The following is a 15,010-nucleotide window of genomic DNA, read 5'->3' as shown; positions in this document are numbered from 1 at the left end:
ATTTACAGATCAGTCAGCTTCGCAGTGCTGTCGCCGAAGCGATCTAACTTAACACCGTAGCGGTCGACCATCGAGAGGAACAGGTTACTCAGCGGAACGTCGTTGTTGAACTTGACGTGACGCCCAGTCTGGAATGTCCCCCCTGCCCCGCCTGCGACGATGATGGGCAGGTCGTCGTGATTGTGTCGGTCTCCGTCGCCGATGGCTCCGCCGTAGACGATCATCGAGTTGTCGAGAATCGTTGAGCCATCTGCTTCTTTCTTGCTGTCGAGAGTCGTGAGGAAGCGTGACAGACGCTCTGTGTAGTAGGCGTCGATCTTTGCGATCTTCTCGGTCTTATCCGGATCTTTACCGTGGTGAGACAGATAGTGGTGACCTTCAGAGATGCCGAGTTCTTTGAAGTTCCGACCGCTCCCTTCGTGTGCCAGCGTAAATGAGGCGATACGGGTTGAATCGGTTTCGAACGAGAGGGCCAGCATGTCGAACATCAGGTCAATATGATCCCGGTAGCTGCCAGGGACGCCTGAAGGAGAGACGTCATCGGTTTCTGGAAGCGGGAAACGTTCTGCTTGCTCGATCTGCTGTTCGATACGACGAATGCTGGTCAGATATTGATCGATCTTCTGGCGATCAGCGGTCGAGACACGCTTCGACATCTGGCGGGCATCCTCCATGACATAATCGAGAATACTGCGGCGCTTGGCGATACGGGCCTGATAGAGTGCTTCACGCTCGGATGGAGCGCCGGTTCCGAAGAGTTGTTCAAAGACCGCGCGAGGGTTTGATTCCGGCGCGAGCGGCAGGTTCGGCGAGACCCACGAAAGGTTGTACTGATAGGCACAGCTGTAACCACTGTCGCAGTTGCCGGAGTTCCGTGACTTCTCACAGCTCAGTTGAATCGATGGAAGACGCGTCAGGTGTCCAACTTCGTTGGCTGCGATCTGATCGATGGAAACGCCGCAATGAATATCGGCACCGGAGGTCTTGCGCGGATGTGTTCCGGTCAGGAAAGCTGCGTTGGCCCGCGCGTGGTCACCAGGACCATCACCATGAGCGCGGGCACCATCATGAGCGAAACCAGAAAAGACCTGGATCTTGTCTTTCAGGGGATTGAGTGACGCCATGGACTGGTTGAGCTGGAAGTCTTTGCCGAGACCTTCGGGCTTCCAGTATTTGTAGTTCACACCGTTGGGAACCGCGATGTACGCCATCCGCAAAGGTGCACCACTCGCCGTCATACTGGCTGCTGAGTTTGGCGTCATGGCCAAAGCGCTGGCTGGATTCCAGAAGGATTCCAGGGCCGGCAGCGCCATCAGCGCTCCCATCCCTTTGAGGAAGCGTCGACGAGAATCGAGTGACATTGCTTGTCTTGGTCGCAGTCCGAATCCTGACATGGGAAAGTTCCTGTCTCGTCTATCAGTGTGCTGTTAACGGTACGCGTTTGGAATCACTGTGAGTTCGATACGCTGACTGCTTCAGTGATTTTGGGACGCATTTGGAATTGAGGTGTTTCGACGATCAGACGGATCGCATCTTGTAATTGGCCGCCGCTGGCATCGAGTCGATCGACGAGAGCTTCGACGGTTGGGTTATCGGTCGGTTCCATGCCACGACCGAGAGCATAGGTCATGAGCTTTTGAACGAGACATCGCTCAAAGAGTCGTTTCTGTTCGGCGATCAGTCCACGAAATTCGGCCACGGACGTAAACGAACGACCGTTGACCAGCGTTCCCGAGGGATCGATGGTCTCGTTCATCTCCTTCTCACGATACCGACCGGTGAAGTCGAAATTCTCCAAAGCCAGTCCCAGCGGGTCCATGCGATTATGACACGAGGCACAGGATGGATCTTCCCGGTGCACAGCCAGTTGTTCACGGACACTCTTGGGCTTCTTGCCGTCCTTCTTGGCTTCTTCCAGATCCGGCACAGCGGCTGGCGGCGGCGGTGGTGGAGTGCCAAAGACGTTTTCCAGGATGAACTTCCCACGTTTGACCGGCGAGGTTCGGTTGGGATTGGCAGTCACCATCAGGATACTGCCATGCGTCAGAAGACCACCGCGTTGCGAATCCGCCGGAAGATTGACCTTCCGCATCTCTTTGCCTTCCACACCCGGAACGCCGTAGAAGTTCGCAAGATCCTTATTGAGGAAGGTATAGTTCGCCGTGAGCAGCTCAATGATCGGACGGTTCTCTTTGAGAACGTGTGCAAAGAAGAGTTCGGTCTCGTCTTTCATCGCGCGACGGGTACTGTATTCAAACGTCTTGCTGGACTTGGGCATGCCAAGAACATCGCGAGTCAGCAACCACTGCCCGACAAAGTTGTCCACGAAACGCTCCGACTTCTTATCCGCGAGCATCCTCTTCAGCTGCGAATCGAGATTCCCTCGCAGTTCACCCTTTGATGCCAGCCCCATGAGCTCATCATCGGGAATGCTCGACCACAGGAAGAACGACAGCCGAGAGGCGAGCGAATAGTCATCAATCGTCTCGGTCTCAGAGGCAACTTCCTCCGGGAACTCTTCTCGCAGCAGGAATCTCGGCGAAACCAAAATCGCGATCAGTGACTGGCAAACCGAGTCTTCAAATGACGATCCTGGAGCAGACTGCGCCATCTCGTAGATCTTCATCAGTCGAGCGATCTGATCGTCAGTCACAGGACGCCGAAAGGCTTTTGATGCAAATCGTGACAGAATCCGTTGTGCATAGGCACGTTGTTCTTCGGGTGTTTTCGACTGACCAGGGCCATCCGGGAAGACCACGTAAGCTTTCTTATCGATGTAGTTCGAGCTGCCATCGAGCGGGCCCGCCAGTTCGAGATTGCTGATCGACAGAGTCGGTTCGCTGTATTCTGCTCCCCGTTTCTCAGGCGGAATCGGAACTTTGTTTTCATTGATGCGGATCTCAAGGAAATGCTTACCTGCGGGAAGGTGGACTGTATCGTCGAGGTCTATTCGGGTGATGGCTTTGCCCGGGTCGAGAGTGTTGATCTGATACTTGCTGACGACATCATCGCCGCGGGCCAGCGTCACATCGACGGTGCCGTTGTAGGGCGAAAACTCACCACCAGCGATGATCCGCGCATCAACGCGATAATCGCCTGCCTTCTTGATGTTGAATTCAAACTGTTTGATCTCGGTGAACTCGTTGGAGTCCTTGATGGTTTTGTTCTTTTCCGGACGGTGCACCGGCATGCGCGGGGTGGCGTAGTCGCGAATCTGGCCTGCAATCGACTCCGCAGCGAGAAAGTATTTTTCGAGCAGCGAGGGCGGGATCGAAAGGACATCACCGATCGTGTCGAAGCCATACCCCGTATCATCCGGCGGAAAATTTTCTTCGACCGAGAAGTCGATGCCAAACATGTCCAGGATGACGAAGTGATATTCCGGTCGATTCAGTCGTCGAATAACGACACGTCCCGGAGCAGGCTTGGCGGGGTCGAGATGATAGACCGTACCGCCGACCCATTTCGAGAAAGCCCGCTTTTCTTCCTCAGTCGGTTGTGGCATATCGGCGGGAGGCATGGCTCCGGTGAGAACGTTATCCCAGACGCGGCCCCAGAGTTTGTGATCCCCGAGGACTTTGTCTAACTCCCCTTCATTGCCGAGAGCGACCTGACCTTCATTGGCGCCGTTGCCGTGGCAGTCGTAGCAGTATTTCTGCAGAAACGCTGCGCCTTCTGCCAGTTTCTGATCGGCGGCCGAGAGAGATCCAGGCAGGCAAAACAGAACTGCCAGTCCAAGCATGCGGACATAATAATGGCAGGTTTCTGGCTTCATAAGCACGAAACTTCCGGGCGGTGGGAGGACTTGCCATCGAGTCGACAGGTTGCGGACGTGCAAAGTGCCCATCCGACATCACGCCGAAGAACGCAGGCAGGGAAAACAGGAGGGGACGACCAAGCACTCGAGACGCGAGGCGGAAGCCGTCAAACGGAGGGAGTGTCTCCAGGAGACACAGTAAAGAATATCGGCTTTTTTGTGATATTTCAATGGGCATTTATTCGATCTTTATCGCGCGCAACTCCTGATTAGTCAGAGAGTTGGCGGAAAAGTCGATCAGGAAATCCTCTCAACAGTCGCTTCAGGCTCGATCAGTGTGCTTCTCGCCTAGTGATGTGTCGCAGTCCCCTTTTCGTCGGCAATATCAGTTCGCTCGGCGGCTCCGCCATGAGCATGGAATACGCTGTTCGGATTGATCCACAGCGAAATATGTCGCAAGAGGACATAAAACGTTGGCGTCAGGAACAATCCCATGAACGTCACGCCGAGCATTCCGAAAAAGACGGCGGTTCCCAGTACTTGACGCATTTCGAACCCTGGACCTGTCGCGATCGCCAACGGGACTACCCCCAGGATAAACGCGAACGAGGTCATCATGATCGGGCGCAGACGCAGTCGGCAGGACTCAACGGCAGCCTCGGTCGGGGATCTCCCCTGCTCTTCCAACTGCTTGGCAAACTCGACAATCAACACCGCGTTCTTCGCTGCCAGACCGATCAGCACGACGAATCCGATCTGAGCAATCAGGTTGTTGTCCATCCCTCGCATCCAGATCCCGCCAAGCGCGAACGGCAACGCAACGGGTGCAATTAGAATAATCGCCAGTGGCAGCATCCAGCTTTCGTATTCAGCGGAGTGAACGAGGAAGACGAACAGAACGCACAGCGGGAAGATGTAAATCGCCGTGTTACCAGCCGCTTTTTCCTGATATGCGAGGTCCGTCCACTCGACGGTATAGCCGGGAGGAAGTGTTTCACGACCGAGGCGATCGATCGTCGCGATCGCATCTCCTGAACTGAAGCCGAGGCCAGTATCGCCTTGAATTTCAGACGCTTGATAAAGGTTGTATCGGACGTAACGGTCTGGGCCCGTTCGCCACTGCATGTCGAGAACGCTGCCCAGCGGGACCATGTCGCCGTTGGTGTTTCTGGTTTTCAGGTCCGTGACATTCTGCTGATCAATACGAAACGGTGCATCCGCTTGAGCAGTCACCTGAAAGGTTCGGCCGAACAGATTGAAATCGTTCACATAAGACGAACTCAGATTGACCTGAAGGGTCTGAAAGATGCTATCCAGCGGAACGTTGAGCATATTGGCTTTGACGCGATTGATGTTCGCATAGACCTGAGGCGTACTGGCACGGAACGTCGAAAAAACACGAGCCAGCGACTGTTCCTGATTGCACTTGGCGACGAATTCATCAGTGATCGTCTGAAGCTCTTGAGGAGTACCCCCGCCACGCGATTGAATGAGGAACTTGTACCCCCCGCCCGTTCCGAGTCCCTGAACGGGAGGTGGAGGAATGACGAAGATCTCCGCTTCAGGGATCGACATCATTTTTCCTTGGAGCGTGCCGATCAACTGTGGCTGCGAGGGGCCATGTTCGGCTCGCTCTTCGATCGATTTGGGGACGACGAAGATCGCACCAGCATTGGCACTATTCGCGCGTGTGGCACCGGAGAAACCGGCGATGACGACTGCGTGTTCGACCCCCTCGGTGTCCATAATCAGGTCACGGGCTTTGGTGATGACGGCATCCGTTCGCTCAATGGATGCACTGTCGGGCAACTGAATGGCGACAATCAGGTATCCCTTATCCTGGGCGGGAATGAATCCAGCCGGGACGACATAGAATCCAATCACAGCCATCGCGACGAGGGCAGCATACAACGCGATGGGGAAGATCCAGAATCGAACGACCACGCCGACCATCTTGGCATAAAGGTGGCTTATGAAGTCGAACGCTTTGTTAAACAGCTTGAAGAACCAGCCAAACAAGATGTCCCAAAGTCGCGCGAACCAGTCTTTCTTCGCCTCGCGGCTGGTCAGCAGGATCGCACACATGGCAGGAGTCAGGGTCAACGAAACCAGAGCCGACAGCAGCGTCGAGACAGCAATCGTCAATGCAAACTGCTGGAAGAATAAGCCCGTGATCCCGGAGAGGAATGCCGTCGGGACGAACACCGCAGAAAGGCCGAACGCAATCGCGATGACAGCAGCCGTCACTTCATCCATTGCTTTATGGGATGCAGCTTTGGGCGTCATGCCATGTTCGATGTGACGCTCGACGTTCTCGACCACAACGATCGCATCATCGACCACGATCCCGATCGCGAGCACCAGCCCGAACAGCGACAGCATGTTGAGCGAGAAACCGAACAACTGCATGAACGCAAACGTCCCGATGAGCGAAACGGGAATCGCCATCAACGGAATCACACTCGCCCGCCAGTTCTGCAGGAAGATCAGAACGACGATAACGACGAGAATGATCGCTTCGAAGAGTGTATGGATGACCGAATTGATCGACTCTTCCACGAAGACAGTCGGGTTATAGACGATGCGGTGTTCAAGACCTTGGGGAAACTTTTCGGATTGTGTCTGGATTGACTCGATGACCCGTTCGGCTGTCGCGATCGCGTTGGCACCGGGCAACTGGAGGACTGCAATCCCGACGGCTGGTGTTGAATCGAGATAACTGTTGGTCGAATAATCACGCGCACCGAGTTCGATTCGGGCGACATCTTTGACCGTCACAATCCGCCCTGCTTCTCCCCGCTTGATGATGATGTCACCAAACTGTTCCACAGATTCCAGACGTCCCAGCGTCGTCACCGTGAATTGAAACGGACTCCCTTTCGGAGCCGGTGGCTGACCAAGAACGCCGGAGGCAACCTGAATGTTCTGCTCCTGCATGGCAGCCATCAGTTCCTGCGTGGTCAATGACAGGTGAGCCAGCTTATCGGGATCGATCCAGACCCGCATGCTGTATTCACGCAGACCGAAGATATTGATATCGCCGACCCCTTCGACACGAGCCAGTTCGTCGCGAACCTGAATCAGGGCATAGTTGCCGATGTAAAGAGAATCCAGCGACGCATCGGGTGAGATGAGGTGGATGACCATCAACAGGTCAGGCGAAGTTTTCTTCGTCGTGATTCCAAGGCGACGGACTGTCTCCGGGAGTCGCGGCTCAGCAACGGCAACACGGTTCTGAACCAGAACCTGAGCATTATCGAGATCAGTGCCGATTTTGAAGGTGATTGTCAGTTGCATCGTGCCGTCGTTGGTGCATTGAGACGACATATAGAGCATGTCTTCAACGCCGTTGACTTCCTGCTCAATCGGAGTGGCAACAGTCTGGGCAATGATTTCCGGCGGTGCTCCCGGGTAACTCGCGCGAACCACAATCGTCGGCGGAACGACATCGGGATACTGCGACGACGGCAGCACCAGATAAGCAATCGAGCCAACGATCATCATCACGACTGAGAGAACGGTCGCGAAAATTGGTCGATCAATAAAGAAGTGTGCGATACCCATAAAGTCCCTTGCACCCGCTGCGGCCGTCGACGTGAGTCACTCGATGTTGTTTCAGGTTTTCGATCAATCCCGAGAGATTGTTAAATCGGATCGACGACAGCGGGCTTATTCGGCTGTCCCGCTGCTTCGGCTGGTTTGGTTTCGGGAGGCGTGAGCAGCCATTTCTCGCGAGGCACATCTTCATATTCATCAGGCAGGTTCAGATTGTTCGTCGGCTTGATGAGCTCTTCCGTTTTCTTCAGATCAACTTTGACTTCTGCCCCAGGTCGAACTTTCTGCACGCCCTGAATGACGACGTTTTCGTTTCCTGTCAGTCCCTTTTCAATCACTCGCAAACCGTGACTGACCGGGCCCAGCGTGACGGGAACGCGGTCGACCTTCTTCTGATCATTGATGACATAGACGAACTTGGAGTCCTGATCGGTGTTGATCGCTTCGTCGGGAAGGAGAATCGTCTCGCGCGGGTCGCTGCCGGGAAGTCGCAGCCGCACGAACATTCCCGGTGTCAAAAAGCCATCCGTATTCGGAAGGATCGCGCGTCCGAGGATGGTTGCTGTACTGGAATCGAGCCGGTTGTCCACGAAGTCCATGTGACCAATATGGACATATTCCGTCTCATCAGCGAGCGCGACATAAACCGGTTTGCGATAATCGCGAGAGCTTTTGCGGACTCCTTCCTGACTGAGACGGGAGTACTTGAGAAAGTCACTTTCATCGGCGTAGAAAACGCAGTAGATCGGATCCAGTGACACAAGAGTCGTCAGCATGGTCGACTCACTTGTTCCTCCTCCGATCAGGTTGCCAATCGTCACGTTTCGCTGACTGATCCGACCTTTGACCGGTGCCGTGATATTTGTGTAAGACAGGTTCAGGCGTGCAATTGATAACGATGCTTCCGAGACCGCGATATCCGCATCTGCAGTGACCAAGGCGGCTTCGGAGGCTTCAATTTGTGCATCGGCTTGTTCGAGATTCGCAGTCGCCTCCAGAAGTCCTGCTGACCTGTTCTCGAACTCCTCTGCCGTGATGACGTTTCGATCCTTCAGCGTCTGCGCTCGATCAAGATCATTCTTCGCCAGATCGAATCGCGCCTTGGTCGCGCTACGCTGTGCCTTCGAAACAGACAGATTCGACTCAGCCTGTTTTTTCTGAGCTTTGGCTTGAACAACGGAAGCAAGCGCCTGTTCGACCTCGGCTTGAAACGGCTTCGGATCAATGACAAACAGGAGATCCCCCTCGTTAACGAATTCTCCTTCATCGAAGTTCATCGATTCCAGATACCCGCTCACGCGGGCCCGGATCTCAACGTAGTTCACCGCTTCCAGCCGACCTGTGTACTCATCCCAGATGACGATTTTCTTTTTGAGAGGCTGTGTCGCCACAACTGTTGGTACTGGCATCCCGCCAGGAGGACCCTGCGGTTGCCCCTGACAACCACTGACACAGATAAGCGCCGTCACTGCCATCATCACAGACGCGATGCGGACGGCAGCAATTTGATGGACAAGTGTGAGACTGGAATTCTTCATACGTTCACAGTGGTCTATTAAGATCAGTGGTCAGTTGGAATGGGAATCATCAAGATGTTCCCGCAACGTTCGTCGTATCAAGTCTCTATCGTGACGATCAGACTCCCTGTCAGTCAACGACCTGGGCAAGGCGAATTTCAATTCCGCTGTGGAACTGGTCTCGCCAGGATTTTTCTAGGGAAGTCATGGGTGGCCTGAGGTCATTCTCACCGCTAGAATCCATTCCAACCAGTGAAAAATGGGAAATGTGGCCAGGGAACGCCACGAAAACAGATGCTGTGATGCTGAAAGGTTGTGGCTCAGCCTTGTTGATCGGCTCGACAATTGATGTTCTTACTTTGATGGAATTCAAGACGCCATTCTGGATGTCACTCCGGATGCAATTCTGAAAGTCTACGACGTGGTCATGCTTACTGCCCAAATCATGGAACATTCCGAGAAAACGTTGTCTCGCCTGCTCCCACGCCTGGAAAACCGCTTCAAAGGACACCTCGAGCCAGAAGTCTGGGAAGACTACAGCCGTCGCCTGAGTAAGAATTTTCCTCAGCTGTTTGGGTGTCTCCATCACTTGTATGGCCATTTGTATGACTTCTTCTTTCACGTCGAGTCGATCCTGATTTCCACGACCGAACTGTGGATCAGTCGCAATGACGAACTCAAGGCTCTTGATGCGTTGCGCGAGATGCATCCCGACTGGTTCCAGTCCAACCGTATGGTCGGAGCCATGTGTTACGTCGATCTTTACGCCGACAACCTTACAGGCTTAAAGGAGCGAGTTGGGTATTTGAAGGAACTGGGGATCACTTACCTGCACCTGATGCCTCTCTTCAAAGTTCCCGAAGGTGATAACGACGGCGGCTATGCCGTCAGCGATTACCGCGAAGTCGACCCGCGTCTGGGCACGATGCAGGAACTCTCGGAACTGGCCCAACTGCTGCGTCACCACGGCATCTCGTTGTGCATCGACTTCGTTTTCAATCACACGTCAGAAGAACACGAATGGGCACAGCGAGCGTTGGCCGGCGAGAAGGAGTTCCAGGACTATTACCTGATGTTCCCAGACCGCTCCCAGCCGGATGCGTTCGATCGCGACATGCTCGATGTCTTCCCGGACGACCACATCGGCGCGTTTACGTATCGAAATCGCATCAAGAAATGGGTCTGGACGACGTTCCACAATTACCAGTGGGATCTTAACTATCAAAACCCGGTTGTGTTTAACCGCATGGTTGAGGAGATGCTCTTTCTGGCCAATCAGGGCGTGGAAGTCATTCGCCTTGATGCCGTCGCCTTCTTGTGGAAGCGTCTTGGGACCAACTGCCAGAACCTGCCAGAAGCTCACATCATCATCCAGGCCTTCTCTGCGTTGGCTCGAATCGCTGCCCCTGCGATCGCGCTCAAGTCCGAAGCCATCGTCCATCCTGATGAAGTGATCAAGTACATTTCACGTGACGAATGTTCGCTGTCCTATAACCCGCAGCTCATGGCGTTAATCTGGAACTCACTGGCGACTCGCGACATTCGCATCCTGCGCACAGCCATGGAGAAACGCTTTCGTATTCCCAATGACTGCGGCTGGGTCAATTACATTCGCTGTCATGACGACATTGGTTGGGTCATCACAGATGAGGACATCGCAGCGGCTGGATATGAACCGGCCTCCCATCGACGCTTTCTGTCTGATTTCTTCGTCGGCAAATTCGAAGGAAGCTTCTCCCGAGGACAGCCGTTCCAGGAAAACCCGAAGACTGGTGATGCACGGGTCTCAGGGATGACCGCCTCACTGGCTGGTCTTGAATACGCCCTCGAACGCAACGATCAGTATGAGATCGATCTGGCCATTCGACGAATCCTGCTCATCCATGGCGTCATCATGACCATCGGCGGCATTCCTCTCATCTACCTCGGCGATGAGATCGCAATGCTTAACGACTACGAATACAACACATTCCCGATCAAGACCGGCGATTCACGCTGGTTGCACCGCCCCAAGTTTGACTGGGTACGCTCCCAAAGCCGCGACAACACCGAAACAGCAGCCGGTAAGGTGTATCAGGGAATGCTCCGCCTGACATCCCTCCGCAAGCAGAATCTCGCCTTCGACCGAGCAGAGACCGAATTCATCGACACAGGCAACGATCACGTCTTCGGCTACTTCCGCAACCATAACGAACACAGCGTCCTGATCCTCGCGAACTTCTCTGAACACCCGCAGAAGATCCTGGGCCAGTCACTCCGACGACTCGGCCTCAGACGCAGCGTCGTCGACATGATGGCCGGTCAGGTGATCACCGCCTCAGCAGAGATCACGCTGGAACCGTACCAGTTCGTTGTTCTCGCACGACCAAGGTAGGTTACGCCAGAATATCAGTGACCACATTCCCAAACACATCCGTCAATCGGAAGTCACGACCAGCATAACGGTATGTCAACCGTTTATGATCCAGCCCCAGCAGGTGCAGGATCGTTGCATGGAGATCATGCACGTGGACAGGATTCTCTGCCGCTGCGAAGCCGAGTTCGTCTGTCGTCCCGTATTTGTATCCACCTTTGACACCGCCACCAGCCATCCAGACGGAGAAGCCGTGGTGGTTGTGGTCGCGTCCGAGAACGACGTTTTCTTTGCTCGGCAGCTCAACTGTCGGCGTGCGGCCAAACTCACCGCCGCAGATGACGAGAGTTTCGTCGAGCATGCCACGCTGTTTGAGGTCGATCAACAGAGCTGCGACAGCCTGATCCGATTCCTTCGCCAGTCGGCCGTGTTCTTCTTCCAGCTTGTTGTGTGAATCCCAAGGCTGACCATTGCCATGGTAAAGTTGCACATAGCGGACGCCACGTTCGATCAGGCGTCGAGTCATCATGACATACTTGGCATACTTCGAAGTCTTAGTCCCGTAAAGCTCGTGCATTGCTTCCGGCTCAGTGCTGATGTCAAAAGCATCGCTGGCTTCCGTCTGCATCCGGAAGGCGAGTTCGTACGACTGAATCGCTGACTCGAGTTGAGGATCCTTATTGCGCAGCGACAGGTGCTGAGAATTGAGTTGTTGCAGCAGATCGAGCTGGTGACGTTGCGCCTGAGTATTCAGACGCGCGTTCGTCAGATCATCCAGAATCTTCTTGGGATCATCTTTGGCGGGATTGATGTAGGTCCCTTGATAAACGCCCGGCAGGAATGAACTCGTCCAGTTCTGAGTACGCTTGATCGGGTAACCATTCGGGCACATGGCGATAAAGCCCGGCAGGTTCTGATTTTCACTCCCCAGTCCATAGTTGACCCACGAGCCCATTGATGGACGCACCGTGACTGACGCCCCGCAATTCATCAGCATCAGCGAAGGCTCATGGTTGGGAACTTCCGCTTTCATTGAGTTGATGATGCAGATGTCATCAATGCACTCGGCGATCTTTGGAAACAGTTCGCTGACCATGATGCCGCTTTTGCCACGGGGTTTGAACTCCCATGGCGATTTCATCACCGTCCCTGTCGGGCGCTCGGTCTTCAAAGAGATCGGACCTGTCTGGCCGTGGTATTTTTCCAGAGCAGGCTTGTAGTCGAACGAATCGACGTGCGAGCAGCCGCCGTTCTGGAAGATGTGAATGACGGCCTTGGCGCGGCCTTTAAAATGCGGCTCTTTCGTTGCCGTTGGATTCGCCGAAGTATCCGCCATCAGGCGTCCTTCGCTTTGCATCAGCGCTGCCAGCCCCAGCGTTCCCATACCAACACCGGCGCGGGCCAGCATATCACGTCGGCTCAGTTGATTATCAAACATCATCAATCTCCAAGGCATGCGGGAGGACGGTCCCGATCGTTTCCACTCAAGACAAAATCAGATCAGACGAAAACGAATCACTCGACATAGAGAAATTCATTGCTGCACAACAAGACCTGCACAAGATTTCCGAACGCGACCTCGACAGCAAGTTGGTCCGACTGCATGCTGCGAGCCATGTACTCCAGCATCAGGCCCGATTCCTTCTTCGTCGGTTCGCGCTGCAGGATTGTTCGATAAAGCATCGGAACACCCTTCTCGCGATTCCCTGCCTCTTTCATCACCCGTTCTGTAACGGTTTTGACTTGTCCGTTCACAAACGGTGAATTCATCAGGAACAGCGCCTGCTGCGGCACAGTTGTCTGCGATCGCACGTCGGTACTGGCATCGGGATTTGTGAAGTCAAAGTTTCTGAGCAGCTCCGGTACATCCTGACGATCAAGGTAAACATACAGGGTGCGTCGTGTCACTTCTTCATTGAGTTTGTACGACGGGCCATAGACCTCATCATCCATCGTCCCGCAGACCGCCATGATGGAATCGCGAGTCGCTTCCCAGTCGAGACGTCGAGCATTTTGACGCCAGACCAGTCGATTTTCTGGATCTTCCAATGCCTGCTTGCTGTCAGGTTGAGGAAGCGAACTCTGCTGATACGCATGACTGGACAGAATGACTTTGTGCATCTTCTTGACCGACCAGCCACCATCCATGAATTTCTGGGCCAGGAAATTGAGCAACTCCGGGTTCGTCGGAGCATCCCCGCGATAACCAAAGTCACTTGGCGTACCAACGATTCCGTATCCGAAATGGTGCTGCCACAGGCGGTTCACCATCACGCGAGCCGTCAGAGGATTGTCTCGATTGGCGATCGCCTCGGCGAGTTCCTTACGACCGCTCCCTTCTTTGAATGGCTCGTTGTTGCGCAGAGGTCCCAGAACTTCTGGCAGACGACGAGGAACATTCGGGCCGCGTTGCCCTGCACTACCCCGCAGGAAAACATAAGGATTATACGGCTTGTCTCTATCTTTCAGGATCATGGCACGTGTTGGAGCGGCTGGTTCTTTCTTTTCCAACTCCTTGATCTGTTTTTTGATCTCGTCACGTTCTTTGCGAAGATTGGCTTTGTCTTCTTCTTTTTCCGCTTTACGGACTTGGTCGTCGAGTTCTTTCTCTCGGCCCTTTAAGACTTTGACCTGCTCATAGAATTCCTTCCATGGTCCGAGTCGATCATCATGTTCGACGATCGGAAGCTCTGCTTCTTCTGGCTGGAACGAACTGCTGAAGACCCCATAAAGGGCGTAATAATCTTTCGCAGACAGAGGATCATATTTGTGATCATGACAACGGGCGCACTGCAGGGTTAAACCAAGAAATCCACGACTGACGACATCGATCTTGTCGTCCATCATCTCTTCATTCGTGTTCTTACGACCCAGCGTCAGAAACCCCATCGCCGCCATATCGCGAGGATCTTTCAGCTCGATCTGATCGGCTGCGATCTGTTCCTTGATGAACTGGTTATACGGCTTGTCGTCATTGAAGCTTCGGATCACGTAATCACGGTAAGCGTAGGCATACGGGAAGCTGTTATCCTGGTCGAAGTTGTAACCCATCGTGTCGGCATAACGGGCGATATCGAGCCAGTAACGGCCCCATCGCTCACCGTATTGTGGACGGGAAAGCAGATCATCAATGACTTTCTCCCAGGCCTGCTGAGAAGGATCTCGCTTGAACGCCTGGACTTCTTCATACGTCGGCGGCAGCCCGATCAAATCATAATAAACGCGACGCAGGCGAGTCCGGGGATCCGCTTTAGCCGACATCGACATCTTCTTCTCAGCCAGCTTGTTGCTGATGAAGTAGTCGACTTCGTTCTGAAGCAGTTTCGGGTTCGATGGTTTCGGAAGAGCAGGCATCGTGACGGGTTGAAAGGCCCAGTGTGTTTCCCGGGCGTAGGCAATTCCCTCGGTGCTCGTCAGATCAACGGGAATGATCTTCCCGTTCTGCGTCTTTGGCCATTGTGCCCCTGCTTTGACCCACTTTTCCAGGTCAGCGATTTGCTCATTGGACAGCTTGCCGGCTGGCGGCATTTTCGGAGCATCGTCTTCGAAGCGGACAGCCTTGAGCAGCAAACTGCCATTCAGATTGGCTTCATCGATTCCGGTCCCCCAGTCGCCACCTTTTACCAGGGCTTCGCGCGTGTCCAGGCGCAAGGCTGACTCCTGTTTCTCCGACCCGTGACATCCCAGACACTGGCCAGAAAGGAGTGGGCGGATCTTATTCTCAAAGAATTTTTCATCCACTTCCCCTGCCATTGCGTTTAGACTGGCAGACAGAAACAAAATCGTAGCTGCAACGAAATGTCGCATCATGGAGGGTACCTTCGAGGC

Annotated in this window: 7 protein-coding genes; 1 reads left to right on the top strand and 6 read right to left on the bottom strand. The window is 54.1% G+C overall.

Annotated features, from left to right (window positions below; translation table 11 throughout):
• Positions 1–2 precede the first annotated feature (2 nt).
• From SH248x_RS10855 to SH248x_RS10840, 4 genes are all read right to left on the bottom strand, one after another.
• Entirely contained in the window at positions 3–1,361 is a 1,359-nt protein-coding gene (locus tag SH248x_RS10855) for a DUF1552 domain-containing protein (RefSeq protein ID WP_459554292.1), read from the bottom strand.
• Between the two features lie 86 nt (positions 1,362–1,447).
• Entirely contained in the window at positions 1,448–3,775 is a 2,328-nt protein-coding gene (locus SH248x_RS10850) for a DUF1592 domain-containing protein (RefSeq protein WP_459554291.1), read from the bottom strand.
• Positions 3,776–4,105: 330 nt separating this feature from the next.
• The gene (locus tag SH248x_RS10845; RefSeq protein ID WP_459554290.1) at positions 4,106–7,321 is read right to left on the bottom strand and encodes an efflux RND transporter permease subunit; all 3,216 of its coding nucleotides are present in this window, start codon (positions 7,319–7,321) and stop codon (positions 4,106–4,108) included.
• A gap of 80 nt (positions 7,322–7,401) precedes the next feature.
• Entirely contained in the window at positions 7,402–8,721 is a 1,320-nt protein-coding gene (locus tag SH248x_RS10840; protein WP_459554289.1) for an efflux RND transporter periplasmic adaptor subunit, read from the bottom strand.
• Between the two features lie 535 nt (positions 8,722–9,256).
• On the opposite strand from SH248x_RS10840, the gene SH248x_RS10835 reads away from it, so the two are divergent.
• Positions 9,257–11,203, top strand: a complete 1,947-nt coding sequence (locus tag SH248x_RS10835; protein WP_459558557.1) for an alpha-amylase family glycosyl hydrolase — start codon at positions 9,257–9,259, stop codon at positions 11,201–11,203.
• Between the two features lies 1 nt (position 11,204).
• Here SH248x_RS10835 and SH248x_RS10830 read toward each other — a convergent pair whose 3' ends face one another.
• Both SH248x_RS10830 and SH248x_RS10825 read right to left on the bottom strand, forming a co-directional pair.
• A complete protein-coding gene (locus SH248x_RS10830) occupies positions 11,205–12,638 on the bottom strand; it encodes a DUF1501 domain-containing protein (protein ID WP_459558556.1) in 1,434 nt (477 codons plus the stop codon).
• Between the two features lie 59 nt (positions 12,639–12,697).
• Positions 12,698–14,992 carry a PSD1 and planctomycete cytochrome C domain-containing protein gene (locus tag SH248x_RS10825; RefSeq protein ID WP_459558555.1) on the bottom strand — a complete coding sequence of 765 codons (2,295 nt, stop codon included), beginning with the start codon at positions 14,990–14,992 and terminating at the stop codon, positions 12,698–12,700.
• Positions 14,993–15,010 lie beyond the last annotated feature (18 nt).

The sequence above is a fragment of the Lacunimicrobium album genome, assembly GCF_052161635.1.
In the GTDB taxonomy this organism is placed as follows: domain Bacteria; phylum Planctomycetota; class Planctomycetia; order Planctomycetales; family Planctomycetaceae; genus SXPC01.
Note: the sequence above shows the minus strand (reverse complement) of the source record. Positions and strands in the feature narration are given on the sequence as shown.

Coding starts and splice junctions, on each gene's coding strand:
- SH248x_RS10855 (WP_459554292.1), bottom strand. CDS start 1,361: ATGTCACTCGATTCTCGTCGACGCTTCCTCAAAGGGATGGGAGCGCTG.
- SH248x_RS10850 (WP_459554291.1), bottom strand. CDS start 3,775: ATGAAGCCAGAAACCTGCCATTATTATGTCCGCATGCTTGGACTGGCA.
- SH248x_RS10845 (WP_459554290.1), bottom strand. CDS start 7,321: ATGGGTATCGCACACTTCTTTATTGATCGACCAATTTTCGCGACCGTT.
- SH248x_RS10840 (WP_459554289.1), bottom strand. CDS start 8,721: ATGCCAGTACCAACAGTTGTGGCGACACAGCCTCTCAAAAAGAAAATC.
- SH248x_RS10835 (WP_459558557.1), top strand. CDS start 9,257: ATGCTTACTGCCCAAATCATGGAACATTCCGAGAAAACGTTGTCTCGC.
- SH248x_RS10830 (WP_459558556.1), bottom strand. CDS start 12,638: ATGCCTTGGAGATTGATGATGTTTGATAATCAACTGAGCCGACGTGAT.
- SH248x_RS10825 (WP_459558555.1), bottom strand. CDS start 14,992: ATGATGCGACATTTCGTTGCAGCTACGATTTTGTTTCTGTCTGCCAGT.